Source organism: Enterobacter sp. AC1 (assembly GCF_050434705.1).
Taxonomy (GTDB): domain Bacteria; phylum Pseudomonadota; class Gammaproteobacteria; order Enterobacterales; family Enterobacteriaceae; genus Enterobacter; species Enterobacter cloacae_L.
The window spans coordinates 729,864-755,117 of the sequence record NZ_JBNDIZ010000002.1 but is presented as its reverse complement, the minus strand read 5'-3'; the positions used below and the strand labels follow the sequence as shown (position 1 = coordinate 755,117).

28 protein-coding genes and 1 tRNA gene are annotated in these 25,254 nt (G+C 55.5%); 17 read left to right on the top strand and 12 right to left on the bottom strand.

All coding sequences use genetic code 11. From position 1 onward, the window contains the following. Positions 1-16 precede the first annotated feature (16 nt). Positions 17-235, top strand: a complete 219-nt coding sequence (locus tag M2433_RS08405; protein WP_429053160.1) for an acyl carrier protein — start codon at positions 17-19, stop codon at positions 233-235. A gap of 222 nt (positions 236-457) precedes the next feature. Further along, positions 458-1,294: an alpha/beta fold hydrolase gene (locus M2433_RS08400; RefSeq protein WP_429053161.1), complete on the top strand. Its 837-nt coding sequence runs from the start codon at positions 458-460 to the stop codon at positions 1,292-1,294. 45 nt (positions 1,295-1,339) lie between these two features. Here the strand turns inward: M2433_RS08400 and M2433_RS08395 are convergent, their stop codons facing one another. Both M2433_RS08395 and M2433_RS08390 read right to left on the bottom strand, forming a co-directional pair. Beyond that, on the bottom strand, positions 1,340-2,047 hold the full coding sequence (locus M2433_RS08395) for an SAM-dependent methyltransferase (protein WP_429053162.1): 708 nt from the start codon (positions 2,045-2,047) through the stop codon (positions 1,340-1,342). A 9-nt stretch (positions 2,048-2,056) separates the two neighbouring features. Next, the gene (locus M2433_RS08390) at positions 2,057-2,314 is read right to left on the bottom strand and encodes a YjhX family toxin (RefSeq protein ID WP_429053163.1); all 258 of its coding nucleotides are present in this window, start codon (positions 2,312-2,314) and stop codon (positions 2,057-2,059) included. 313 nt (positions 2,315-2,627) lie between these two features. Between M2433_RS08390 and M2433_RS08385 the strand changes: the two genes are divergently transcribed. Next, a complete protein-coding gene (locus M2433_RS08385; protein WP_429053164.1) occupies positions 2,628-3,029 on the top strand; it encodes a GNAT family N-acetyltransferase in 402 nt (133 codons plus the stop codon). 65 nt (positions 3,030-3,094) lie between these two features. Here the strand turns inward: M2433_RS08385 and M2433_RS08380 are convergent. Together M2433_RS08380 and M2433_RS08375 are read right to left on the bottom strand one after the other, a co-directional pair. Further along, a tRNA-Ser gene (locus M2433_RS08380) sits at positions 3,095-3,182 on the bottom strand. A 130-nt stretch (positions 3,183-3,312) separates the two neighbouring features. Continuing rightward, positions 3,313-4,941 (bottom strand): ABC transporter substrate-binding protein, encoded by a 1,629-nt coding sequence (locus tag M2433_RS08375; RefSeq protein ID WP_063431256.1) that lies wholly within the window; start codon positions 4,939-4,941, stop codon positions 3,313-3,315. Positions 4,942-5,210: 269 nt separating this feature from the next. On the opposite strand from M2433_RS08375, the gene yccA reads away from it, so the two are divergent. Next, on the top strand, positions 5,211-5,870 hold the full coding sequence (gene yccA, locus M2433_RS08370) for an FtsH protease modulator YccA (RefSeq protein ID WP_108416034.1): 660 nt from the start codon (positions 5,211-5,213) through the stop codon (positions 5,868-5,870). A gap of 56 nt (positions 5,871-5,926) precedes the next feature. On the opposite strand, the gene M2433_RS08365 is transcribed toward yccA, so the two are convergent. Both M2433_RS08365 and M2433_RS08360 read right to left on the bottom strand, forming a co-directional pair. Then, positions 5,927-6,403 (bottom strand): hypothetical protein, encoded by a 477-nt coding sequence (locus M2433_RS08365; protein WP_429053165.1) that lies wholly within the window; start codon positions 6,401-6,403, stop codon positions 5,927-5,929. Beyond that, positions 6,400-7,155: a winged helix-turn-helix domain-containing protein gene (locus M2433_RS08360; protein ID WP_429053167.1), complete on the bottom strand. Its 756-nt coding sequence runs from the start codon at positions 7,153-7,155 to the stop codon at positions 6,400-6,402. Before M2433_RS08360 ends, M2433_RS08365 begins: the two co-directional genes overlap by 4 nt. A 308-nt stretch (positions 7,156-7,463) precedes the next feature. On the opposite strand from M2433_RS08360, the gene M2433_RS08355 reads away from it, so the two are divergent. From M2433_RS08355 to tusE, 6 genes are all read left to right on the top strand, one after another. Beyond that, on the top strand, positions 7,464-8,207 hold the full coding sequence (locus tag M2433_RS08355) for a fimbrial protein (RefSeq protein ID WP_429053169.1): 744 nt from the start codon (positions 7,464-7,466) through the stop codon (positions 8,205-8,207). 74 nt (positions 8,208-8,281) lie between these two features. Then, a complete protein-coding gene (locus tag M2433_RS08350) occupies positions 8,282-8,788 on the top strand; it encodes a CS1 type fimbrial major subunit (RefSeq protein ID WP_429053170.1) in 507 nt (168 codons plus the stop codon). A 72-nt stretch (positions 8,789-8,860) separates the two neighbouring features. Beyond that, positions 8,861-11,578, top strand: a complete 2,718-nt coding sequence (locus M2433_RS08345; RefSeq protein ID WP_429053171.1) for a TcfC E-set like domain-containing protein — start codon at positions 8,861-8,863, stop codon at positions 11,576-11,578. A gap of 1 nt (position 11,579) precedes the next feature. Further along, the gene (locus tag M2433_RS08340; RefSeq protein WP_429053172.1) at positions 11,580-12,737 is read left to right on the top strand and encodes a CfaE/CblD family pilus tip adhesin; all 1,158 of its coding nucleotides are present in this window, start codon (positions 11,580-11,582) and stop codon (positions 12,735-12,737) included. 10 nt (positions 12,738-12,747) lie between these two features. After that, a complete protein-coding gene (locus M2433_RS08335) occupies positions 12,748-13,299 on the top strand; it encodes a LuxR C-terminal-related transcriptional regulator (RefSeq protein ID WP_059310383.1) in 552 nt (183 codons plus the stop codon). 69 nt (positions 13,300-13,368) lie between these two features. Then, a complete protein-coding gene (gene tusE, locus M2433_RS08330; RefSeq protein WP_028012611.1) occupies positions 13,369-13,698 on the top strand; it encodes a sulfurtransferase TusE in 330 nt (109 codons plus the stop codon). Here tusE and yccX read toward each other — a convergent pair. From yccX to M2433_RS08315, 3 genes are read right to left on the bottom strand one after another with little or no spacing between them, the layout of a single operon-like run. Beyond that, the gene (yccX, locus tag M2433_RS08325) at positions 13,695-13,976 is read right to left on the bottom strand and encodes an acylphosphatase (protein WP_429053173.1); all 282 of its coding nucleotides are present in this window, start codon (positions 13,974-13,976) and stop codon (positions 13,695-13,697) included. The two genes, tusE and yccX, sit on opposite strands and share 4 nt — an antisense overlap. 11 nt (positions 13,977-13,987) lie before the next feature. Then, a complete protein-coding gene (locus tag M2433_RS08320) occupies positions 13,988-14,776 on the bottom strand; it encodes a helix-turn-helix transcriptional regulator (protein ID WP_429053174.1) in 789 nt (262 codons plus the stop codon). Positions 14,777-14,786: 10 nt separating this feature from the next. Further along, positions 14,787-15,344, bottom strand: coding sequence for a kinase inhibitor (locus M2433_RS08315; protein ID WP_429053175.1), 558 nt, complete (start codon positions 15,342-15,344; stop codon positions 14,787-14,789). Between the two features lie 172 nt (positions 15,345-15,516). Between M2433_RS08315 and rlmI the strand changes: the two genes are divergently transcribed. Both rlmI and hspQ read left to right on the top strand, forming a co-directional pair. Beyond that, the gene (gene rlmI, locus M2433_RS08310; RefSeq protein ID WP_059310387.1) at positions 15,517-16,707 is read left to right on the top strand and encodes a 23S rRNA (cytosine(1962)-C(5))-methyltransferase RlmI; all 1,191 of its coding nucleotides are present in this window, start codon (positions 15,517-15,519) and stop codon (positions 16,705-16,707) included. 60 nt (positions 16,708-16,767) lie between these two features. Then, positions 16,768-17,085, top strand: coding sequence for a heat shock protein HspQ (hspQ, locus tag M2433_RS08305; protein ID WP_008499919.1), 318 nt, complete (start codon positions 16,768-16,770; stop codon positions 17,083-17,085). 37 nt (positions 17,086-17,122) lie between these two features. On the opposite strand, the gene M2433_RS08300 is transcribed toward hspQ, so the two are convergent. Then, entirely contained in the window at positions 17,123-17,536 is a 414-nt protein-coding gene (locus tag M2433_RS08300) for a CoA-binding protein (protein WP_047346875.1), read from the bottom strand. 173 nt (positions 17,537-17,709) lie between these two features. On the opposite strand from M2433_RS08300, the gene csgI reads away from it, so the two are divergent. Then, positions 17,710-18,372, top strand: a complete 663-nt coding sequence (gene csgI / locus M2433_RS08295) for a curli synthesis inhibitor (protein WP_429053176.1) — start codon at positions 17,710-17,712, stop codon at positions 18,370-18,372. An 80-nt stretch (positions 18,373-18,452) separates the two neighbouring features. Then, positions 18,453-18,911: a methylglyoxal synthase gene (gene mgsA / locus M2433_RS08290; protein WP_429053177.1), complete on the top strand. Its 459-nt coding sequence runs from the start codon at positions 18,453-18,455 to the stop codon at positions 18,909-18,911. Positions 18,912-18,970: 59 nt separating this feature from the next. Here the strand turns inward: mgsA and helD are convergent, their stop codons facing one another. Continuing rightward, the gene (gene helD / locus M2433_RS08285) at positions 18,971-21,025 is read right to left on the bottom strand and encodes a DNA helicase IV (protein WP_429053178.1); all 2,055 of its coding nucleotides are present in this window, start codon (positions 21,023-21,025) and stop codon (positions 18,971-18,973) included. 123 nt (positions 21,026-21,148) lie between these two features. Here helD and M2433_RS08280 point away from each other — a divergent pair, with 123 nt between their 5' ends. Both M2433_RS08280 and yccS read left to right on the top strand, forming a co-directional pair. Then, positions 21,149-21,595, top strand: coding sequence for a YccF domain-containing protein (locus M2433_RS08280; protein ID WP_023311032.1), 447 nt, complete (start codon positions 21,149-21,151; stop codon positions 21,593-21,595). A gap of 19 nt (positions 21,596-21,614) precedes the next feature. Next, positions 21,615-23,777 (top strand): YccS family putative transporter, encoded by a 2,163-nt coding sequence (yccS, locus tag M2433_RS08275; RefSeq protein ID WP_059310390.1) that lies wholly within the window; start codon positions 21,615-21,617, stop codon positions 23,775-23,777. Here the strand turns inward: yccS and M2433_RS08270 are convergent. After that, complete coding sequence (locus M2433_RS08270; protein ID WP_429053180.1) at positions 23,734-24,360, bottom strand: TfoX/Sxy family DNA transformation protein; 627 nt, start codon at positions 24,358-24,360, stop codon at positions 23,734-23,736. The two genes, yccS and M2433_RS08270, sit on opposite strands and share 44 nt — an antisense overlap. A 217-nt stretch (positions 24,361-24,577) precedes the next feature. Between M2433_RS08270 and sulA the strand changes: the two genes are divergently transcribed. Continuing rightward, on the top strand, positions 24,578-25,087 hold the full coding sequence (sulA, locus tag M2433_RS08265; RefSeq protein WP_059310392.1) for an SOS-induced cell division inhibitor SulA: 510 nt from the start codon (positions 24,578-24,580) through the stop codon (positions 25,085-25,087). The last annotated feature ends 167 nt before the right edge of the window (positions 25,088-25,254 follow it).

Below are 25,254 nucleotides of genomic sequence, written 5' to 3'. Positions count from 1 at the left end.
GACCCCAGGAAAAATTATGGAACAAGAAATTCTCGCCCTGTTCGAAAAAGTGTTATCCCGTAAGGTAGGGTTTCACGATGAGCTGATTGCATCCGACATTCTCGACTCCATCCTGGCGGTCGATGTGGTGCTGGAAGTGCAGGACGTTTACGGCTGTATGATCCCGCCAACCGACGTGGCGACGGTGCTGAAAACCCCGGCGGACCTCGCCCGCTATATCGAAGAAAACCGCTGACCCGCTCTGCGGGCTCTGGAGGATCGCTCCCGAGCCCGTCATCCGTGCTCCCCTCAGGCCTTAATTTCACGAAAATGAAACCGACTGCTTTAACTATTTCACCTACACTTTAGGGGTACTGTCGGTACGGGAAACATAAAAAAGCCAACTTAATTAAGGCATTACTGATTCGCCGTGCGCTCAGCCGGCGCTCGTTTTGTCTTTAACAGAGGAGTCTGCGGTATGGCATTCGTAACAACGAAAGACGGCGTCAACATTTACTACAAAGACTGGGGCCCTAAAGAGGCTCAGCCTATTGTCTTCCACCACGGCTGGCCGCTGAGTGCCGATGACTGGGATAACCAGATGCTCTTCTTCCTTGCGGAAGGCTATCGCGTTATCGCTATCGATCGCCGCGGTCATGGACGTTCGGATCAGGTGAGTGAAGGGCATGATATGGATCACTATGCGTCCGATGCGTCGGCGGTTGTTGAAAGCCTGGACTTACGCAATGCCGTGCACGTGGGCCACTCCACCGGCGGCGGTCAGGTCGCCCGCTACGTGGCGAAGTACGGGCAGCCGCAGGGGCGCGTCGCCAAAGCGGTACTCGTCAGCTCCGTCCCGCCTCTGATGGTCAAAACCGACGCTAACCCTGGCGGCACGCCCGTCGAGGTTTTCGACGGCTTCCGCAAAGCGCTGGCGGCTAACCGCGCCCAGTTTTACCTCGACGTCGCCAGCGGTCCTTTCTACGGGTTTAATCGGGATGGGGCAGACGTTTCGCAGGGTACGATCCAGAACTGGTGGCGTCAGGGAATGATCGGCAGCGCCAAGGCCCACTATGAGGGGATTAAGGCGTTTTCAGAAACCGACCAGACGGAAGATTTGAAAACCATCACGGTTCCCGTTCTGGTGATGCAGGGCGACGACGATCAGGTCGTGCCGTATAAGAACGCCGCCCTTCTGCAGGACAAGCTGCTGGCGAACAGCGTACTGAAAATTTATCCGGGCTTCCCGCACGGGATGCATACCACCCATGCGGATACCATCAACGCCGACATCCTGGCCTTTATCCGCTCATAAACGTCGCGTTCAACGCCACCCAGAGGTGGCGTTGTTTATTACCTCTTAGCGCTTCTGCGCAACCAGTTGGATCATGTTGAAATAGGCCCCGGCGCCCGCGTCCATAATGGGCACCATCATCTCCTGGGCTATCTCGCATTGCATAAACTCATCCCACGCCTGCTGGCAGGTGTCCATTTCCCGCACGGTGGTCAGAATCGCACCGGGCTCTTTTTCCCACAGCGCTTTCCACCAGCAGAGCGGATAGAAATACCACTCCGGGGTCCAGAAAGGTTTAACCACCTCCGGGAGATGCGTTTCGCTGTACTCTCCGATAAACCCGGGAACGGCAACCGCAATATGTCCTCCGGGTTTCAGGAAAGGTAGCAGCATGCCCAGCATGGCGTCATTGTTGCCAAAGTATTGCCAGGCATCCACGCTGACGATCAGGTCAAAGTAGTCATGCGCAAAAGGGATCGCTTTTGTGGCATCAACCAGAAGCGGAAAGATTTTCCCGTCCAGACCCCGTTCACTGAAGCGCGCCGCATTTTCACCCGGCGTAATCCACAGATCGGCGGCAAACACCGTGGCGTCATATTTTTCGGCGAGCAGGATAGAAGAGATCCCTTTCCCGCAGCCGAGATCGAGAATGCGCATCCCGGGAGTAATTTGCAGTTGAGCAACCAGCTCCTCGGTAAGCCGCATGGCGTTTGGGCCCATCATGGTGTCGAGCAAAAAAGCGCGGTCATAGCTATCTGTGTAAGGTGTATTCATCACTGCTCCTTAGCGATTATCCAGCTGGGCGCGAACGTTGTTCAGCCCGGTGGTGTTGATGCGGTAAGGCTGCCCGTTCACGGATCGGATCAGCTTTTTAGTACGGAGTTTTTTGAAGACGTTAAGCGTGCAGTCGCTCAGCACCACCCCTTCTCGGGTATAGCACTCAACGGACGTGACGCGGCCAGAACTGTCGCGGACGTGCTCAATACGTCCACCTTTGGCGAGAACGTGTAAGGTACGTTGTTCCTGACGGGATAAATTCATACTGGAAAACCTGTGTAATCATCATGCGTAAAAACGTGCCCACACCCAAAGGTGCGTGCGTAAGGTTTAAGCGCAGCGATAACCAGTCCGTCCTGAAGAGGGCGGGAAACTGATTATCTGATGAAAACATTCTCCAGCATCAAAGCCTCGGTAAGAGATGAATAGATATTTACGCGGTGAATGATAACGCCTGGTTTTTACAGGGGAATAGCGGGAGGTTAAAAGTGTGATCTGGATCGGTCCGTGAAATCGTCTTTACTCCCTTTTACTGCCAGACTGGGGCATCTTACTGAACGCTGACTGGAGCTTTTTAATGCCTGACTATACCGTGGTTGAAACCGTCCCCGCTGCGGAGGCCTTTTGCCGCCTGCGCGAAATCTCGGGTCTTAGCCCTCGCCCGCTGGAGGCGGCCCGAAAAGCGCTGCCCGGCAGCTGTTATGGCATGCATATTCTGTTTGAGGGTAAACCGGTGGGTATGGGGCGAATCGTAGGGGACGGTGCGTTGAATTTCGATATTGTCGACGTCGCCGTCGATCCCCTTCATCAGGGGAAAGGGCTCGGCAGAGTCATTATGGAAACGCTGGTTGCCTGGCTGGATAACCATGCCTGTAAAGGGGCGTACGTTTGTTTAATGGCGGATGTGCCCGAGCTTTATGCAAAATTTGGTTTTACGCTGGTTCGCCCGGCAAGCGAAGGAATGGCCAGAGTCTGGTGAAGGGTAAATCCGCGGTAGGACAAAAAGAAAAACCCCAGGTTCACGAGTAACCTGGGGTTTATATCTGGCGGAAGCGCAGAGATTCGAACTCTGGAACCCTTTCGGGTCGCCGGTTTTCAAGACCGGTGCCTTCAACCGCTCGGCCACACTTCCTAAGTGAGGCGAACTATAAACACCTCACCGCGCGCTGTAAAGAGTCGCGCCATTCGTTCGCTGTAAAAATAGTCAAAACGTGTTTAATCGGTTGAACTGACGACACATCGACGATTTTATCAGCACAGGCTTAGTGCTTTTTAATGTACATGTCCTTCGTGAAATAGTACCCCAGCTTATCCGGCGTAAATCCGCCCACCCACGGTTTTACCAGGTGCGTGCGGACGTAGTGATAAACCGGAATGGCCGGCACATCGCGTCCCAGCAGATCTTCCGCCTGCTGGTAGTACTTACCCCGTTCCTCGGCTGTTTTGGCTTTTGCAGCATTCACCAGCGCCCCGTCGTATTCCGGATTGCTGTACTGGCTGGTATTTTCGCTGTCGCCGGTGCGGAAGTTGTTCAGGAAGGTCGCCGCGTCGTCATAATCGGCAATCCAGGCGTAGCGCACCGCATCGAAGTTGTGGGTATGCATGGTGTCCAGCATGGTTTTCCACTCCTGATTCTGCAGCTTTGCCTCCACGCCAAGGTTTTTCTTCCACATGGAGCTGGCAGCAATGGCGATACGCTGGTGCGATTCAGAGGTGTTATAGAGCAGGTTGAAGCTCAGAGGATGGCTGGCGTTATACCCGGCCTCGTTCAGCAGCTTTTTCGCCTCAGCGATACGCTTGTCCAGCGGCCAGCTGGCGTAATCCGGGTTCTGTAGCTTAACGCCGCCGATATCCGGCTGGCTGATGAGCCACGCTGGGCGCTGCCCCTGCCCTAAGACTTTCCCGGCAATGATGTCTTTATCCAGCGCCATGTTCAGCGCCTTACGCACGCGCGCGTCGTTGAACGGCGGCCGGGTAGTATTGAATTCGTAGTAATAGGTCGCCAGCTGCGGAGAGACATCCAGCTGGCTGCCCAGGGTTTTCTTCAGCTGAGCAAACTGGTTAATCGGCACCGTATACACAATATCAATCTCGCCCGCTTTGAAGCGGTTCACGTCCGAGGCCTCGGACGTGATGGGCAGATAAGTGACCTTGTTAATCACGGTATGCGCGTTATCCCAGTAGCGCGGGTTACGTTCCGCCACAATGCGTTCGTTGACCACCCACTGCGACAGCTTGTACGCCCCACTGCTGACGAAATGCTCCGGCTTGGTCCACTTATCGCCGAAACGACCAATCAGCACTTTATCCACCGGCACCAGCGACGGGTGCGCCAGCATCGCGAGGAACGCGGCGTTTGGCTGGGTGAGCGTCACTTCCAGCGTGGTGTCGTTAATCGCTTTTACGCCCAGCGTGTCGGGCGCTTTTTTCCCCTGAGCGATATCGGCCGCGTTGGCGATATGCATGTTGCCCGGATAGCTCGCGTACGGCGAAGCGGTTTTCGGGTCGATCAGGCGCTGCCAGCTCCAGACGACATCCTCTGCGGTAATCGCCGTGCCGTCGCTCCAGGTGATGCCCGGGCGCAAATGGAACGTCCAGACGGTGTTGTCCTTGTTCTCCCATTTTTCTGCCAGCCTCGGCTGGACTTCGCCTGCCGGGGATACGCTCACCAGCCCTTCGAATAAATCACTGATAATATTGAATTCGACATCGCTTTCGACTTTGTGCGGGTCGAGCGAGGCCGGTTCACTGCCGTTATTCCTGACCAGTTCCTGCTTATCGGCCAGCGCGGTTCCTGCCGGCACGTTCGCCGCCCAGGCTGCCGTGCTGGCGCACAGGATCCCGGCAGTGAGTAAAGAGAGCGTAAAGTGAGTGCGTGCTTGTGGTTTCATTTCCTTCGCCTTATTGTCTGTTTTATGACGATCCGGAAATAACTCTTAGCGCCCGAACGGTAATAACGCAATATTTTTCAGTAACCTATAAGAGCTTGATCTGGTAAATACTTTTAAACCGCTGTTCATCCTGGTGAAATGAACTTTCGCAGAAGAAACCACCACCTCCGGCGCTAAGGTGCTGAGTAAAGATGGGTAAAACCACTTTGAGACTGACGCGCCGTTTCCTATTCTTTCCGTTAATTACATCTGTCATAAGAGAGTGACTCATGGATCGTATAATTACTTCTTCGCGCGACCGCACATCGCTACTCAGCACCCACAAGGTGCTGCGCAATACCTATTTCATGCTCAGCCTGACGCTGGCATTTTCAGCGATCACCGCAACCGCCAGCACCGTGCTGATGCTACCATCCCCGGGGCTGATCCTGACGCTGGTGGGCATGTACGGTCTGATGTTCCTGACCTACAAAACCGCTGACAAACCGGTCGGTATTCTGTCTGCGTTTGCCTTCACCGGCTTCCTGGGCTACATCCTGGGGCCAATGCTGAACGCGTATCTGTCTGCCGGAATGGGCGATCTTATCGGTATGGCGCTCGGCGGTACCGCGCTGGTGTTCTTCTGCTGCTCGGCCTACGTGCTGACCACGCGTAAGGATATGTCCTTCCTCGGCGGCATGCTGATGGCGGGTATCGTGGTGGTACTGGTGGGTATGGTGGCAAACATCTTCCTGCAGCTGCCGGCCCTGCACCTGGCGATTAGCGCCGTGTTTATTCTGATTTCTTCCGGCGCGATCCTGTTCGAAACCAGCAATATCATTCGCGGCGGTGAGACGAACTATATCCGCGCCACCGTGAGCCTTTACGTGTCGCTGTACAACATCTTCGTCAGCCTGTTGAGCATCCTGGGCTTCGCCAGCCGCGATTAAGCCGACCAGCTGAAACAAAAAGGAGAATGCCGCTGGCATTCTCCTTTTTTTATGCCCTACTCGCCCCGGCAAATATAGGTAGGGTATCGCCGGTCCTGAATCAGCCACACGGAAGGCGCAAGCTCAGAGATCGTCAGGTAGTAGCGTGCGGTCGGATACGCGAAGCTACCCCACTGTTCATCCGGCGTATTGTCATTGTGCCTCCGCCAGGTTTTGGTGTAGCTCAACACAATGACCTTATCATCGTCCCGCTGCTCCCAGGTAAAATCCACATCCCTGTCAACGATCAAGTTTTGTCCGCCAGCCCTTGCCGCGCCTTTATAGCTGGTCACTCCTGTTCCATCGCGATGAAAATAGAACTGGGCAACGGCATTGACCTTCACTTCACTGGCCTTTCCCTCATTGCGCGTAAAGTTAAATTCCGTACCGCAGGCCAGCACATCCTTTTTAACCGTACACCCGGAATAGTAAAACAGCGCCAGGGCACCACCGATCAGAACACCGCCCAGCCCAAAAAGAAGTTTTATTTTCATTTTTGTGCCCCGCTTTTATAACGTATGGTCTTACACAGGCTGGATTGGCTGGCCGGGCAGGCGCCAATGAACACCTCATCTGCTGCGGAAATAGAAAAACGGGCGCTGAAATAATAAATGTCGTATTCCTCGCGTTCGCACGCCACGTTACTGGCCTCCAGCCGCTCCGCTAATTTCGATAACACCAGCGGTCTTCCGTGATCGTTAATAATCCAGATGCTGCAACGCGCGATTTTTTCCTTAACCGGCTTGAGTTTCGCCGGAACGAAAATCCCCTGCTGGCGGCTAAAGTAGAGGGGCGTCCCCAGCACAGCGACGATCAATACGGCCACAATCACCCATTTTCTCATGGACGCGCGTCGAGACTTTACCTCTTGTGGAACGGACGAGAGCTGAGGAGCGGCGGATTGACTATTCTCTCCGGGTTGAAAAATCACATCGGCCTCAAAACGGAATCCGTAACGGGGCACGGTCACGATAAATTCGTGCCCTTCCCCCAGAGACTGGAAGCTTTTACGTAATTCGCTAACCGCTTTATTGAGGTTATTTCCCGATGGCGTAAAGCCAAATTCCTCCCACACCCGAGCGATTAATTCCTCCCGACTCAGGTCGCGTCCTTTGTGTTTAATAAATTCCTGCAAAAGCCGAACGGCTGGCGCCGAAAGCGTTAATACAGTTTCTGGTTGTCCAACAAGACTTATTGCATGTGCTTCAGGATCGAATAACAACGAATTATTGCATATAAAAAACATCTTTTATTCTCGGCTGTTACCGCATGCTTTTTTATCCCTGGTACATCGACATGAAAACCGCCTCCTGATCTGCTTATTTTTTCATCAGAAGGAATTTTCTTACCATCCCTGGTCACGGTATTTTCGCTTAACTATACAACCTTAAAGCCAGAAAATCAGGATAAAAACCTGTATTTAACGAGTTAATTAATACAAATTTTCACAAACCGCTGTTCTGGTTAAAGTTTCCCTGCCCTGAAGCGATACGAAAGCAGACGGTGACCTGGTGTTAACGCGCCGCCGAAGAACTCAGAGCAGGCAGACTGAATGTGAAACAGAAAAATAGAGTGAACGTGAAAACAGCCTTTTATGTCGCCGCGCTGTCATTGCCATTTTTCTCAGAAATGACACTGGCCAACATGAGCGTGTACCCCATGGAACTTAACGTGGATAAGTCCGGTGCGGCGCAAATTAAGGTGGCTTCGAAAACGGATGATATTCAGTTCATTCGGGTGAGGCAAAAGAAAATTCTTAATCCCGGCACCGCCCAGGAAAAAGAGATTGATGTGGCCTCGTGGAAAGAAGGCGGCGTTGTTGTCACGCCCGAAAAATTTGCCCTTGCGGCAGGCGCAATGCGCGTGGTTCGTCTGGTATCGCTAACGCCACCGGAAAAAGAGACCACCTGGCGCGTCTATTTTGAAGGCGTTAAGCAACCCGACAGCATTATTCCGGGCAAGGCAGAAACCCCTGCAGCGACGGCGACGCTGGGCGTCAATGTCATTTGGGGTGCCTTGATCCACCTGGCGCCAGAAAAAAGCGTGGTTTCACTGTCGTTTGACCCTCTCAGGGGAACGATAAAAAACAACGGCACGCTGCGCGTGCCGCTTAGAGAGATTGGTTTTTGTGATGCAAATTCATCGTGTAAATGGATTAAAGAGGACGCGACGATTTATCCGGAGACCGAGCGGAAATTAAAAACGCTCACGGCGATACAAGGCCAGAAATATAAATTCCGCTACTTCAACTGGGTGAATAAAACCGCTGAAGAAGCTGATTTACCCGTCGTGCATTAACACGACGTCAATGTAAAACCCCATGTGGGTTGTTTAAAGAGCCAGGGTGCTCATTTGTAAATATGGAGATATCAATGCGTAAGTATTTTAAACCCCTGATGATTGTTGCCGCGATGACCGCGTCCGTTAGCGCGCTGGCAATTCAAAAAGACATTACCGTTAACGCCAGCGTTGATTCACAGCTGGATATGACCCAGGCCGATAACACGCCGCTTCCGGCAAGCATCGATATGCAGTACCTGCCGGGTCGTGGTCTGGAAAGCTACCGCCTGAATACCAAAGTATGGTCTAACTCCGCCACCAGCAACGTGAAAGTCCGTCTGGTGAGCGCCGCGAAGCTGGCGAACGCTGACGGCGCTGAGACCATCCCTATGACGGTGAAGCTGGGCGATAAAACCCTCACCACCGCAGATGTTGAATATACCGGTACTGAACTGTTCCCGGGGAGCATTGAAAACGGCTCAGCGGTACTGCCGCTGACCATTTCTCAGACCACCAAAGGCATTCTGAAAACCGGTCAGTACAGCGGCGTAGTCAGCCTGATGCTGACGCAGGCGACCACCACGGAAGGCGGTGCGTAACACCACAGCACCTAAGGAATAACGTCAGAGGGTGCCCACCCTCTGACGTCAGGATGATGTCGAGGCTCGTTCATGGCGTTTCACAGAAATACTCTCCTCTTTGTTGCTTTGTTACCCGCATCCATCCAACTCGCCTGTGCCGGGATGGCCGTCCCGCCGGGTTTTGAAGATCTGGCGAAAACGCAGCGCCTGTGGACCGAGGTGAACCTCTACGGCGAATCGCTTGGCCTTTTTGAAACGGATATCACGCTTGAAACGGTGAGTTTTGTCGCGCCTGACACCGTGGTTGCGGCCATCAAACGCCGCTTCAATGACGATCCTGCCCTCGTTGCCACCGTGTCAGCCGCGCTGGCCGTTCCGCTTGCCCGTAACGGCAACCTGGCGTGCAGCAGCAACGGCTCCGCAGCAGGATGCGATTACATAGACACCGACCGCGCGGCCATTATCTATGACGAGAATAACGCCCGCATTGGCCTGTTTCTGGACAAGAAATTTCTGCCTAAGCCGACATCGGACAACCAGTGGTATCAGCCCACGCAGGACACCGAAAATGCGCTGATCCATCAGCAGAATATTAATTTTGTTGCCGACAGGGATTATCAGTCAGCCACCGTGCAGGGCAATGGCGCGCTGGCGCTCACGCAGGACGGCTATGTTAACCTCGACTGGACCTGGCTTGGGCAGCGTTCAAGGCACCAGCAGGAACAGGAGATCACCGTCAACAACGCCTGGTTCCGACAGGATATTCTGCGTCAGTACTACGTCCAGGCCGGCGAGATGGATACCCGCGATCTGTTCAGTAATGCCGGCGGAAATATCAACCTCAGCCAGCTGCCGCTGGGCAAGATTCGTGGTCTGCGCACGGGTTCAACGCGGGCGTGGATCAATCCGGTGCAGCAGTCTAAGGGAACCCCTGTCACCGTGCTGCTTTCCCACGACGCGCGTATTGACGCTCGCCGCGGCAATCAGCTGCTGGCGAGCTTCTACCTGAATGCCGGGGCGCAAACCCTGGATACGCGATCGTTCCCGGACGGGAGCTACACCGTGACGCTCTCCATCTATGAAAATAACCGGCTGACGCGCACCCAGCAGGTGCCGTTTACCCGAACCGGCATTACGCCATTTGACCGCGTCGAGTGGTTCCTGCAGGCGGGCGAAACCGACAATAGCGATCGGAACGAAGAACGCAGCGCGGTTGCGCAGGCGGGCGTACGTGTGCCCGTCACCCCGACGCTGGCGCTGACCAGCGGTGCAACGATAAAGAAGAACCAGCGTTTTCTGGAAAATGCGCTCGACTGGAGCCGGGGCTTCAACGCAGGCCCGATCGACGGCGTGCTGAGTACCCGGTTTAGCTACCTTTACGGCAGCGAAGGTCAACGCGGCAATATTCAGCAAATCAGCTACAACGACGGCTTTTCGCTGAGCCTCTACCGCAACGCGCTATCAGCGGAGAACTGCAACACCCAAAGCGCGGGGTTTGACGCCGTGAACGGCTGCTATCGCACCCTCTCGGTGATGTTCTCCGTTCCTGTTGGCGCCTGGTATGCGAGCCTCGGGTATTCGGATAACCGCAATGAAGGACGGTACGTTTCACGCCGGGAGCTGCCGGACAGCGACGATCGCCACGATGCGGGTTTGCCGTGGGAATCAGTCTATATGTCCCGCACGCGCACGCGCGCCTGGCAGGGTGGGCTGAGCAACGCGTTTAGCACCCATGGCCTGAACATTAACAGCAGCATTAACCTGTTCATGCGTAACGATGACTCCCGGGAAGGCAGGGATAAAGGTGGCTACCTGAGCGTGAGCCTGTCCATGGCGCATAACCGTCAGGGCGATGCGTCAAGCTACACCTCCCTGGGCGCAACGTGGCAGCACCAGCAGCGCGAAAAAAATCAGCTGAGCTACAACGTGGCGCATAACTGGTATGCCGATGCGCGCGGGGAAAATGAGTATGGCCTGAGCGCGTCGGGCATTAACAGCGATTCGCTGAACGCCTCAGCCTATACGCGCCAGGGCGGACGATACGGCAACGGCAGCCTGACCGTGAGCGATGCCTGGGATCGTCAGGACAACCGCCATACGCTAAGCAGCAGCGGCAACTACAGCTCGACCCTTGCGCTCTCGCGCTCTGGCCTGTGGCTGGGCCGCTGGAGCGACGGTCGTCCCGCTTCAGCCGTCGCGGTTAACGTTGCCACACCGGAAGATTCTCAGGATCCGAGCGTCGCCGTGTCGCTGGATAACGGCGGCAGCGCAGACATTCCGGGCAACAGCCGCGCGCTTTTCGCCGTGCCGGGCTATCAGCAGACAACGTTGACGATAAACGAATCGCTGGATGTCTCGCGGGGAGCCAGCAGCGAAATTACGCAGGGCTCAGGCAGCAGAACGCTGTTTATGGTGCCGGGCAAACTGCTGCGTCGGGATGTGCAAACCTCCGCCAGCTACACCTGGCTCGGCCAGTTAACCGACGAGCGTCATTTGCCGTTTATCGGCGGCGTGCCGCTGAACGTGAACGGCTGGAGCGACCTTGGCAACGGCGGGTTTAGCGCCCAAAGCGACGCCCTGCTGCATAACCTCTACCTGGTGCGTCAGCAGCAGTTTTATCAGTGCGCGCTGAACGTGAAGAGTATGCGCGACGTCGTGCGCTACGTCGGGTCGATCCCCTGCCGGGAATTAACCTTCTCCGCCCTGCCGGATGCCGTCCAGCAGCAGGCGCAGCTGATGCTGGCCGGACGAACGACCCCAGCCAGCCCGACCGCCATGAACGCCGACAACCTCACGAAAGGGAAATGATGTGATTAAGCACCTCTTTATTTTACTGTTTTTAAGCCTGTGGGCCGGCCAGACGCTGGCGGGCGCCCCCGCGGGACGCAACACCAGCGCGGGGATCAGCTTCGACCGTACGGCACCGCCAGCGCGTTTTGATATCTGGCTTCATGAATCGGGCGGCTATGACGCTGCCGACCCGCAAAAGTGGGGCCGCAATACCCTGACCTGTCAGTCCCGGACCGACACCACGTACGGGGCCTGCATGACCGCCCCGGTTTGGTTCTCGGCGAACCCGGCCGCGCCCTATGCCATCAATTTACGTTTTACGCATTCCCTCACCGGCAAGACGGTGGATATCAAGGTGTATGGCGATCACTACATGTTTATCAACAATAGAGTGTTCACCTTTGCGAGCTTTGTCACGGGAGGGACGGCGGACATTCCGAACTGGAACAGAGAGCCCTACTTCGATTTCTATATCGTGAAAAGCGAGCTGGATAAGCTCGCCCTGCCGGGGATCTGGACCGCAACGCTGAAGCAGGACCTGCGTCAGTGGGGGAGCGCCGACTGCGGCGGGAACTTCAATGACGTGAATGTTGGCTGTCCTGGCTATCTTACCATCGCCAGGTGGCAGGCCAATATTCGCATTGAGGTGGTCGACCCGGGTAATCAGCAGATCTATCTGCCGGCCTTTCCGCACTCAACGCCCGTCGTTAACCTCAACCTGACCAACTTCCCGGGGCGTCCCGGGGGCAGCGAGATCCAGGGGGAAAACTCGCTGGATATGTGCCTTTACGACGGCAAAAACAGTACCAGCACCCGCGCCTATCTTCGCTTTGAGGATGACGGACTCCCCTCAGCGGATCGTGCCGAAGGCGCGTTTTCTATCAGGCGGCGCGGTGGAAGCCAGACCGACGCGCGGGATCGACTCGATTATCGGGTCTCCGTCACTAATCCCATCACAGGCGCAACCGAAACCGTCGCGAACGGTAAAACCCTGGTCTGGCAAGGTACCCACGATCCGCAGTATCTGCGCCAGGTCGTGCTGCCCGGCGGGCGCGAGAGCGTACTGTGCATTCCTGCACCTATTATCCTGAAAACCCCTGCGTTTGCCGCCAGCAGCAAAAACGCGGGTGACTACACCGGCACGCTGCGCGTTATCTATACGCCCAGCACGTTATAACGAGGTCATCGTGAGTTACGCCATTCTCGACAATAATCGATTTTACGCCGAGGGGTTGCGCTATGCGCTGCTGCGTCGGGGCGTTCAGTTAGAGATCCAAAGCGACACCGTAAAATGGCAGCCAGCGCTGCTTACCCGTCGCGTGCTTGTCATCCGCTGCCGCTTTTCCGTAGCGGCAACGCATCAGTCGCTGATCAACATTTTGCTCAGGCTGGAAGCCGCCCGCTGGAAAGGGAGTCTTTATCTGGTGTGCAACGAAAAGGGGTGGGCGCTGGCGACGCATTTACGCAAGCGTTTCGGTACGTTAACCCTTTATATCATCGATGACAGGATCGCCGTTGCGGATGCGGCATATCTGCTGGCCAAAGAGCCCCGCCGCGTTCGAAGCCTGGACTGCTGCCTTACCGTGCCTGAATTCAACGTGCTCGATCTCATGCTGACCGGGTTGCCGGTACGCCACATTGCCATCGTGACGCACATGTCAGAGAAACAGGTTTCATCCCATAAGTGCAACGCGCTGAAGAAGCTCAACGCCAACAATCTGCTGCAGCTGCTCCTGTAGGCCGCGGTTTATCCTGAGGCCGCTTTTTTGCTACACTGTCGCCGATTTTTTCACACACGACAGAAGACTATGTTCATTTTTGCAGGCCAGGAAATTGAGACCGATAGCGAAGGCTATCTGAAAGATACGACGCTCTGGAGCGAACCGCTGGCGGAGAAAATCGCGGAAAACGAAGGGATTGCCCTTTCTCCCGAACACTGGGAAGTGGTGCGTTTTGTCCGTGAGTTCTATCTTGAATTCAACACCTCTCCGGCCATCCGCATGCTGGTCAAAGCGATGGCCAATAAGTTCGGTGAAGAGAAAGGCAACAGCCGCTATCTCTATCGTCTTTTCCCGAAGGGTCCGGCAAAACAGGCCACCAAGATTGCCGGCCTGCCTAAGCCGGTGAAGTGCATTTAATAGCGAATACCGAAGTTCATGTATTCCCGACCGGGTTGATGCGGTTCCGTGAGGACCTTATCAACCCGCGCGCTGCGCGGCCCACCCGCTTTCAGCCACGCCACCAGCTTGTCAACCTGCTCCGCTTCGCCACAGGCGACCACCTCAACGCTGCCGTCATCCCTGTTTCGCGCGTATCCCGTTAGCCCAAGCTCAATCGCTTCGCGCTGGGTACTGTAGCGGAATCCGACCCCCTGAACGACGCCGTGAACCCAGGCGATGGTGCAGACTTTAGACATATTTCTTCTCCTTAACGTAGCGTTTTCGGCAAACAGCCATAGTGTTGCCGGAAGCGGGCGGTGAAACGAGAGCTGGAAAGATACCCACATTGTAATGCGATTTCGCCAATCGGTAATCGGGTTGACTGCAGCTGTGACAAAGCAACGGCCATTCTCACCTCCTCCACAATCTGGCGAAAACTCTGCGACTCTTCACGTAGCCGTCTGCGCAGCGTCGACACGCTCAGGGCCAGACGGCTGGCGACATCCTGCGCGGTCCAGGCTCTGGCGGGCGACAGCAAAATAAACTGTCGCACCTGCTCGGTCAGGTTATTGTTTCGCTCAATAAGCAGCGGACCTGCCGCGCCGTCATGCAGCAATGCCAGCAAAAGCCCGAAGGCCTGATGCTTTTGCAGCGCCTCCGGTAAATCCTGACGCACGGCGTGCAGCAGGTTATCCCACATAAACGCCAGCCCCTCGCTCAGCGGGGCGCAGAGCGAATGCAGCGTCGTGCGCGGCCAGGATTTCAGGTAATGCGCTTTGAACTCGGCAACAATTTCCGGCGATAACATCAGCAAGTCCGAGTGAAACAGACCGTTTGCAGGCTGGTTGATAATCTCCATCGCCGTATTGGCAGGGATAATGATGAGCTCATCCCGGGTTGCCACCAGGCGGTTGTCGTCCTGCACAATCACCTTACTGCCGTGAGTGATGTGACAAATCGCCGGAAAAAAGAGTTTAACCTGGTGCAGGCGATGCATTTTGCTGGCACTCACTTCACCCGCAGTGAGATGTTTATGTCGAAAATGAAACTCCTGCACCCCGCCATCCTTATCTGCTGTAGGTTGCTGTTAACTGAGCCTTTGCCAGAACGTGACTGTTGAGCATAAAGCCGACCAGCGCGCCGCTGGCATTTTTATCGACGGGCAGTTTATCCACGTCCAGCGCCCAGACGGTAATCTGATAGCGGTGAGGCTCATCCCCTGCGGGGGGACATGCGCCGCCGAATCCAGAATACCCGAAATCATTACGCCCCTGCACAACGCCTGGGGGTAATTTTTCGCCGTTCGGGTTACCCGCATCAGCGGGCAGCATCTGCGTCTTCACGGGAATGTTGGCTACGGTCCAGTGCCACCAGCCGCTGCCGGTAGGCGCATCCGGGTCATAGACCGTGACGGCAAAACTTTTCGTACCGGCGGGCGGATTGGTCCATGCCAGCTGCGGTGAGGTATTCCCACCGTGGCAGCCAAATCCCTCAAACACCTGCCGTTGCGGTAACCGCCGTTCGCCGGAAATATCCTGACTGGTCATGCTGAAAGGCGTTGTGGCTAAAACCTGAAAACTCATCGCCGCGAGAGCGGCTATTGCCATTACACTGCGTTTTTTCATGGGGATTTCCTTTGCTGAACCGGAAGTCCACTGTATATCCTGCCGCAGTACCGTAATGTGCCTAAGCGATTTGATTTTGTGCCGAAACGCTCAACGGCATCCGCAGATGATTGCGCCTTGCTGAATGTGGTAATCTACGCGCCATTTCCTGAAACCGACAGAACAGCAAATTATGAGTGTACGTTTAGTGTTAGCCAAAGGGCGCGAGAAGTCATTACTGCGCCGTCATCCCTGGGTCTTTTCCGGCGCAGTTGCCCGTATGGAAGGCAAAGCCAGCCTCGGTGAAACCATTGATATCGTTGACCATCAGGGGAAATGGTTAGCGCGAGGCGCTTACTCGCCAGCGTCCCAGATCCGTGCCCGCGTCTGGACCTTCGATAAAGATGAAACCATCGATATCGACTTCTTCGTTCGCCGCCTGCAGCAGGCGCAGCAGTGGCGCGAATGGCTGGCAAAACGCGACGGGCTGGACAGCTACCGCCTGATTGCCGGTGAGTCCGACGGTCTGCCGGGCGTCACCATTGACCGCTTCGGTCACTTCCTGGTGCTGCAGCTGCTGAGCGCCGGGGCGGAGTATCAGCGTGCCGCGCTGATTAGCGCGCTGCAAACCCTGTTCCCGCAGTGCGCCATTTACGACCGCAGCGATGTGGCGGTGCGCAAAAAAGAGGGCATGGAGCTGACGCAAGGCCCAGTGACCGGCGAACTGCCGCCTGCCCTGCTGCCGATTGAAGAGCACGGCATGAAGCTGCTGGTGGATATTCAGGGCGGGCATAAAACGGGGTATTACCTCGACCAGCGCGACAGCCGTCTGGCTACGCGTCAGTACGTTGCCGACAAACGCGTGCTGAACTGCTTCTCCTATACCGGCGGTTTCGCCGTTTCAGCGCTGATGGGCGGCTGTGCCCAGGTTGTCAGCGTGGACACCTCGCAGGAAGCGCTGGACGTGGCAAAACAGAACGTCGAGCTCAACAAGCTGGACTTGAGCAAAGCCGAGTTTGTTCGCGATGACGTCTTCAAGCTGCTGCGTAAATATCGCGATGGTGGCGAGAAGTTCGACGTCATCGTGATGGATCCGCCAAAGTTTGTGGAAAACAAAAGCCAGCTGATGGGCGCCTGCCGCGGGTATAAAGATATCAACATGCTGGCCATCCAGCTGCTGAACCCGGGCGGGGTTCTGCTCACGTTCTCCTGCTCCGGCCTGATGACCACAGATTTATTTCAGAAAATCATCGCCGATGCCGCAATAGATGCTGGCCGTGATGTACAATTTATAGAGCAGTTCCGTCAGGCCGCCGATCACCCGGTGATTGCTACCTATCCGGAAGGGCTCTATCTGAAAGGGTTTGCCTGTCGCGTCATGTAACTTGAAAAGAGAAATATTGCCCGCACATAACGTGTAAGTCGTATTTCCCGGGAGGTGACTATGATTGCCAGCAAATTCGGTATCGGCCAGCAGGTCCGCCACACTTTGCTAGGGTATTTGGGTGTGGTCGTGGATATCGACCCGGAGTATTCCCTTGATGAACCGTCAGCAGACGAGCTGGCGGTGAACGCAGAGCTTCGCGCCGCGCCCTGGTACCATGTGGTGATGGAAGGTGATGATGGACAGCCCGTCCACACCTATCTGGCCGAAGCGCAGCTAAGCAGCGAGCTGCAGGAAGAGCATCCGGAGCAACCCACGATGGATGAACTTGCTCAGACTATCCGCAAACAGTTACAGGCCCCGCGCCTGCGCAACTAAGCGTGTAAAAAAAGCCCGATGAACGGGCTTTTTTTTATTACTTCGCCAGCCCCAGTCGGGGGATATCGATCGCCGGACAGCGATCCATGACGACGTTCAACCCCGCATCCCGCGCCAGCACGGCGGCCTGCTCGTTAATCACGCCCAGCTGCATCCACAGCGTTTTCGCCCCTACGGCGATAGCGTCCTGCGCCACTTCCCATGCCGCCTCGGAATTGCGGAAGACATCGACCATATCAATTTTTTCCGGCACCTCAGCGAGCGTGGCGTAACCCTGCTGGCCCAGTAAGGTTTTCCCCGCCACTTTTGGCGACACCGGGATAACGTGATAACCCTGATCGAGAAGGTATTTCATCACCCGATAGCTTGGACGATCGGGTTTGTCGCTCGCGCCCACCAGCGCAATGGTGCGCGTGGATGTCAGAATCTCGGCAATATCGTTCTCTTTCATGGTTTTCCTCCTGGCTTTTTTAAAAGTGTACGCCAAACCGCAGATCTCAACCATCCATCCCATACAGATGTATGAGGGCAAAACGGCGAAATATGTCTATATGTTAGTAAACGTGATTATCGAAAAATTTAGATACATTAATGCGGCGACAGGATTTCTGACGGGAGCCTTCTATGAAAACCGGTATTGCCACTGCTCTGATTGCGTTAGTGATGCCGGCCTGCGTTTTTGCGACCACGCTTCGGCTCTCTACCGACATCGATCTCCTGGTTCTGGACGGAAAAAAGGTCTCCAGCTCGTTATTGCGCGGTGCAGACAGCATTGAGCTGGATAACGGGCCGCATCAGCTGGTATTCCGGGTAGAAAAATCGATCGGGCTGGCTAATCGTGAGCAAAGGATATATATCTCCCCACCGCTGATTGTCAGCTTTAATACCCGGCAAATCAGTCAGGTGAACATTACCCTGCCTCGACTTGAAACGGAGAAAGAGTCTGCGGCCTTTGACGCTGCGCCGCGCGTTGAGCTGCTGGATGGCGATGCAATGCCGATTCCGGTAAAGCTGGATATTCTGGCGTTGACGACCTCACCGAAAGGCGTGGATTACGAGGCCGCGACACAGTCCTACAACAAAGCGGGTAAACGCGCCTCGCTTCCGCAGTTTGCCACCATGATGGCTGACGACAGTACGCTGCTATCCGGCGTGTCTGAGCTGGACGTTATTCCTCCCCAGTCCCAGACCCTGACGGAACAGCGCCTCAAATTCTGGTTCCAGCAGGCCGATCCCGATACGCGAGCCCGGTTTTTACAGTGGGCAAAACAACAACCTTCATCATAAACCACATTTTTTACGCCTTACTCTTGCAGCGTCAGACGGTTCCCGTCATCGTGTAGTCAGTTAACCTGATGGATATGATTATGGAACTGACAACACGCACGCTGCCGGAACGCAAACACATTGCTCTGGTTGCGCACGATCACTGTAAACAAATGCTGCTTAACTGGGTTCGCCGCCATCAGCCTTCGCTGGAAAAGCACGCCCTGTCGGCGACCGGCACAACCGGTAACCTGATCCAGCGCGAAACGGGTCTGGAGGTGAATGCGATGCTGAGCGGCCCGATGGGCGGCGATCAGCAGGTAGGCGCGCAGATTTCCGAAGGAAAGATTGATGTGCTGATCTTCTTCTGGGACCCGCTGAACGCGGTGCCGCACGATCCGGATGTCAAAGCGCTGCTGCGCCTGGCGACGGTGTGGAATATCCCGGTGGCGACGAACCTGTCGACGGCGGATTTCATCATCGAATCGCCTCAGTTTAACTCACCGGTTGATATTCTGATTCCGGACTATCAGCGCTATCTTTCCGACAGATTGAAGTAGCTTTTTTTGCCGGGTGGCGGCTACGCCTTACCCGGCCTACCCATCCTTGCCCGGCGGCGTTATGGCTTCCGCGCCACCGGCACATCAATACTCTTCAGAATATCGACAAACGCGGATGGCTCCTCTTTATTAAACAGCAGCCACACGCGATGCCGCGCGCGGGTCATTGCCACATACAGCAAACGCCGCTCTTCGGCATCCGGGAAGTCTTCCGGCACCGGCAGCAGGGCCTGCTCCATGACCGACTCACGGGCCGGAGCCGGGAAACCGTCGCTGCCCTCTTTCAGCCCCAGCACAATGACATAGTCGGCCTGCTGCCCTTTGCTGGCGTGAATGGTCATAAACTCAAGCTGCAGCTTTGGCCAGCGGGTGGCGGCTTTTTCCAGCGCCGCGGGTTTGAGGTGGTGATAACGCGCCAGCACCAGGATACGTTCATCAGGCTTCGCATAGCCGCTGAGCTTGTCCAGCAGCGGCTCCAGCTGGTCATCCGCCAGCAGGGTGACGGCTTTTTTATCTCCCGGCCGCAGGCTATTGAGCGGCTTTGCCAGCTGATGCGGGTTCTGCTGGATAAAGCGGTTGGCGATTTCCCCAATCCGTGAGTTGAAGCGGTAGGTGGTATCCAGATCGCTGCGATCCCCTTCGCCAAAATAGTGGTGAAACGCGGTCGTCAGGGAGAGCTGCGCCCCGCTGAAGCGATAGATGGCCTGCCAGTCGTCCCCAACCGCAAACAGCGACGTATGTTTATTTTGCGCCCGCAGCGCCGAGAGCAATGCGGCACGCTGCGGAGAGATATCCTGGAACTCATCCACCAGAATATGTTTCCACGGGCTGACAAAACGCCCCTTCTCAAGAATGATAATGGCCTGATGGATCAAACCGGAGAAATCAACGGCATTTTCCGCTTTCAGCGCGGTTTTCCAGGCCTTCAGCAGCGGTGCCATCAGCTTGACCCGCTTCGAAAACAGATCGCGGATCTCCTCCGGCGCGCCCTCAATCATCTCCGCCTGCGATCCGCCGTGCATTCGCATCAGGCTGACCCAGCGGTCAAGCCGCGAGCCTAACCGACGCGCCAGCTTGTCATCCTGCCAGAAGCTGCCCTCTGGCACCTCCCAACTGAGCTCCTCCTCCAGCCACTGCCGCCATCCTTTCGCCTGCGCCTTTTTCTCACTGCACTGCTGGCGCCACGTTTTGATAAACAGAGCCTGCCGCGCCTGCGTGTCGTTTTCCAGTTTACTGATGGAAGGTACTTTTTTACTGCCCTGCTGAATAATGTGCAGCGCAAGCGCGTGGAAGGTCCTGGCGGTGATATCCCGGGTGTGCAGGCGTTCCTGAATTCGTTCGTCCATCTCCTGAGCTGCCTTGCGGCCAAAGGCCAGAAGCAGGATTTGATCGGCGACCGCTTCCCCGGTCGTCAGCAGCCAGCCTGCACGCGCCACCAGCACCGACGTTTTACCGCTACCGGCACCCGCAAGCACCAGCAGGGATTGCTCGCCGTTAACCACCGCGCGCGCCTGGGCCGGGTTAAGCGGTGAAGATTCCACCGTACTGAAAAAATCGGCGTATCGGGTGAGCATGGCGTCCGTCCACGCCTGATTGTGGGCAAGCCGGCTTTTATCCCTGTCATTCAGCCAGGCCTGACACTGGCGCCAGGCATCGCGACAATTGTCAAACTCATCGAGACGCGTCACCGATAACGGCAGCGCCGCGAGCGCCTGCCTGATTTTTTGCTGTAACCCGGAGGTCTGCTGGCGGGTCAGCCACGCGTGCTGCGCGTTGCTTTGCGCGATATCGTCCAGCACCTGTTGCAGCACCTGGGCGGCAATGACGCTCATGTCCTGGCTCCACTGCTGCCAGAGCGCGTTCAGGTGGTGATGAAAACGCTGGGTTTCCGCCCACTCGGTGCCGTGAAGACGCACGACTTTATCGTCAGGCAGAACGAACTCCAGCTCGCCCCACACCAGCCCGCGTTTGCAGTGGATAGCCAGAAGCTGATTAAACGGAATAAGGTATTCGTGGCGTTCTCCGGAGACTTTCACCCCGGCATTAAGGAGAACAACCCTGTCGTAAGGGTGTTGCGCCAGGCGTTTGCCTAACGAAGTTGCTTTCAGTTCCATGTCCCGCCAAATCCACGAAGAGATAATTTACCTGACAGTTTAACTGCCAGTTTTAAGGTGCTCCAGCCTAAAAAAACGTTACAATCATTGGGCGTTAATTTTATCGAAAGGAAGTGAGGGTTTATGCGTACCGTTCTGAATGTGTTGAATTTTGTGCTGGGCGGTTTTGCCACCACCCTTTCCTGGCTTTTTGCCACGCTGGTGAGCATCGTCCTGATTTTCACGCTTCCCCTGACCCGTTCCTGCTGGGAAATCACAAAACTCTCCTTGATCCCCTACGGGAATGAAGCCATCCACGTTGACGAGCTGAATCCGGAGAGCAAAAACGCCCTGATGAACACGGGCGGGACCCTGCTGAACATTCTTTGGCTGATTTTCTTCGGCTGGTGGCTGTGCATCATGCATATTTTTGCGGGTATTGCGCAGTGCATCACGATTATTGGTATTCCGGTGGGGATCGCAAACTTTAAGATCGCCGCTATCGCTCTTTGGCCCGTCGGGCGCAGGGTTGTTCCGGTAGAAGTGGCTCAGGCGGCGCGTGAAGCAAACGCGCGTCGTCGTTTTCAGTAAATAAGGACTGGCCGCGTTTATGCTAAGCCCACTGCTTCGCCGTTATACCTGGAATAGCACCTGGCTTTATAACGTCAGGATATTTATCGCGCTTTGCGGCACGGTTGCCCTGCCCTGGTGGCTGAATGATGTCAAACTCACCATTCCGCTTACGCTGGGGGTGGTGGCCGGGGCGCTTGCGGACCTGGACGATCGTCTGGCCGGGCGTTTACGTAACCTGGTCATTACGCTCATCTGCTTTTTTATTGCGTCAGCTTCCGTTGAGCTGCTTTTCCCGTGGCCCTGGCTGTTTGCCCTGGGTCTTACGCTCTCAACCAGCGGGTTTATTTTGCTGGGCGGCCTTGGGCAGCGCTATGCCACCATCGCGTTTGGCGCATTGCTGATCGCCATCTATACCATGCTGGGCGTGTCCCTTTACGACCAGTGGTACCAGCAGCCGGTTCTGCTGTTGCTGGGCGCCATCTGGTATAACCTGCTGACGTTAACCGGACATCTTATCTTCCCGGTTCGCCCCCTGCAGGATAACCTTGCCCGCAGCTTTGAGCAGCTAGCCCACTATCTGGAACTGAAGTCCCGGCTGTTCGACCCGGATATCGAAGAGGAAAGCCAGGCACCGCTCTACGATCTGGCGCTGGCAAACGGTCAACTGGTCGCCACCCTTAACCAGACAAAAGCCTCTCTGCTTACCCGTCTGCGCGGCGATCGCGGTCAGCGCGGAACGCGACGGACCCTACACTACTATTTTGCCGCGCAGGACATTCATGAACGCGCCAGCTCCTCACACGTTCAGTATGCCGCCCTGCGCGAGAAGTTCCGCTACAGCGACGTGATGTTCCGCTTCCAGCGCCTGCTGTCCATGCAGTCCCAGGCGTGCCAGCAGCTCTCGCGCTCCATTCTGCTGCGCACGCCCTATCAGCATGACCCGCGCTTTGAACGCGTATTTAGCCATCTTGACGCGGCCCTTGACCGCGTTCAGGCCAGCGGAACGTCGCCGGAAAACATCAAAGCACTGGGATTTCTGCTCAATAACCTGCGGGCGATTGATGCTCAGCTGGCGACCATTGAGTCCGAGCAGGCAATGGCGCTTCCGGGCAGCGAGGTGGACAATCAGCTTGCTGATGACAGCGTGCACAGCGTTAGCGATATGTGGCTACGGCTGAGCCGCAACTTTACGCCGGAGTCGGCTCTTTTTCGCCACGCGGTGAGAATGTCACTGGTGCTGTGCGTGGGTTATGCCTTTATTCAGATAACCGGGCTGCATCACGGCTACTGGATCCTGTTGACCAGCCTGTTCGTCTGCCAGCCGAACTATAACGCTACGCGGCATCGTCTTGCGCTGCGTATTATCGGCACGCTGGTCGGCGTCGCGATTGGGCTACCTGTGCTCTATTTCGTGCCCTCCATTGAAGGCCAGCTGATTCTGATCGTGATCACCGGCGTGCTGTTCTTCGCGTTTCGCAACGTGCAGTATGCGCATGCCACCATGTTCATCACGCTGCTGGTGCTGCTCTGCTTTAACCTGCTGGGTGAAGGGTTTGAGGTCGCCCTGCCCCGCGTGATCGATACCCTGATTGGCTGCGCTATTGCCTGGGCTGCGGTCAGCTTTATCTGGCCGGACTGGCGTTTTCGTAATTTGCCGCGCGTGGTAGAGAGGGCGATGAACGCCAACTGTCGCTACCTTGACGCCATCCTTGAGCAGTATCATCAGGGCCGCGATAACCGTCTGGCATACCGCATAGCACGTCGCGATGCGCACAACAGCGACGCAGAACTGGCCTCTGTTGTCTCTAACATGTCAACGGAGCCTCGCGCCACGGCAGAGATACGTGAGACCGCTTTCCGCCTGCTTTGCCTGAACCATACCTTCACCAGCTATATTTCGACGCTGGGTGCCCACCGTGAGAAACTCACCAACCCCGGTATCCTTAACCTGCTGGATGACGCCGTCTGCTATGTCGATGACGCGCTTCATCACCGACCAGCCGATGAACCACGCGTTCAGCAGGCTCTGGATGAACTGGCTCAACGCATTGCGCATCTGGACCCGGGAAACGACAGCAAAGCGCCGCTGGTTCTGCAGCAAATAGGCCTGCTCATCGCTTTGCTGCCTGAAATTTGCCGGCTGCAACAGCAAATCGCTACCTGGAAGAGTGATTATCCTGCGGCTCAGGCAGCCCATTAAACCACTCCGTCAGCTCCCGGCGAATGCCTGCCGGGAGCGCCGCCTCATGCAGGCCTTCAATAGCCCCTTCAAGTGCGAAGAGCACTTTAATACTGAGCGCTTTATTTTTAGCCCGCATTTTCAGCCAGCTTGCCCTGGCACCCAGCGTCCGGAGTGTTTCTTCATTGGTAATGCCTGCTTCAAAAAGCAAGACTTCAAGCTGAAACGTCAGGTTCGGCAGATCCTTAAGCCGGTTTCGTTGATGGCGCAGGTAGCGCTCTTTTCTTGCTGCACTGAGCGCGAACGAGGAGAGCTGGAGCAGTCGCTCCCTGTCCTGCCATAATCCGTCATCCACGCGATAGTAATTGAGCAGCACCGGACGGCCTCGCTTCATCAGCGTCAAAAAAGAGGCAGCACTTTTTACACAGTACTTCGCACTCTCCTCACAGGCGCGAAGATAAAGCTCGCCATCTGACACCATGGCAAAAACTGCATCATCCACCGCCAGGGTGTAGCCGCCAAACAGCGCCCGATGATGAATTTCGCCCAGCGGAGAGAGGTATTCTTGTGATTTATAAATCCGTTCATAAGATATCTTTTTCATGATATTTCCTTTTAAAATCATTCACTAACAACGAAATTTCTTACTAGCGGATCCGTTAGCAGGAAAATAGGCAACTTATCGCCGTTGAGCAAGATGATTTTTCGACGGGCATCAAGATTGAATGAATTTTGCGAGTCGCTTTCCGAAAATGAGGTTGATCTTTATGCATACAGGGGTTACTGTATATCCATACAGTAACTACAGGGCTGGAATGAATATGCACACTTCAGGCTATGCAAATCGCGCAACCTCTCTCTCTTCTGCCGCAGGCAATGTCGCGCAGAATTCCGTCGAGCGTGTTTCCACAGGGCTTATCAGTGAAGTGGTTTACCGTGAAGACCAGCCCCTGTTGACGCAGCTTCTGCTGTTGCCGTTATTACAACAGCTCGGTCAGCAATCGCGCTGGCAGCTTTGGCTTACGCCTCAGCAAAAGCTGAGCCGTGAGTGGGTTCAGTCCGCTGGCCTGCCGCTGACGAAGGTCATGCAAATTAATCAACTCTCGCCTTGCGACACCGTTGAGTCGATGATCCGCGCTTTACGCACCGGAAATTACAGCGTGGTGATTGGATGGTTATCGGAAGAACTGACGGAAGAGGAACATTTCCGTCTGACTGAAGCGGCCGAAGAAGGGAGTGCGATCGGGTTTATTATGCGTCCAGTTCGATCGGATTCTTACCGCAGAGGACAACTTTCTGGGCTAAAAATTCACTCAAATTTGTATCATTGAGTGAAATTAAGATTTTTCCTGGAATTTTTTTTGACCTCAGGATGCGGTTTTAGTTCCCGGCCTCAAAATTGCGGCAAGGCTTGTCTGGTGCGGTTCTCCTTAATTTTATTGCACAAAATTCGTTCACGAAATGTTAAATAATAGGTATACGGAACTTTTTTTTTCAT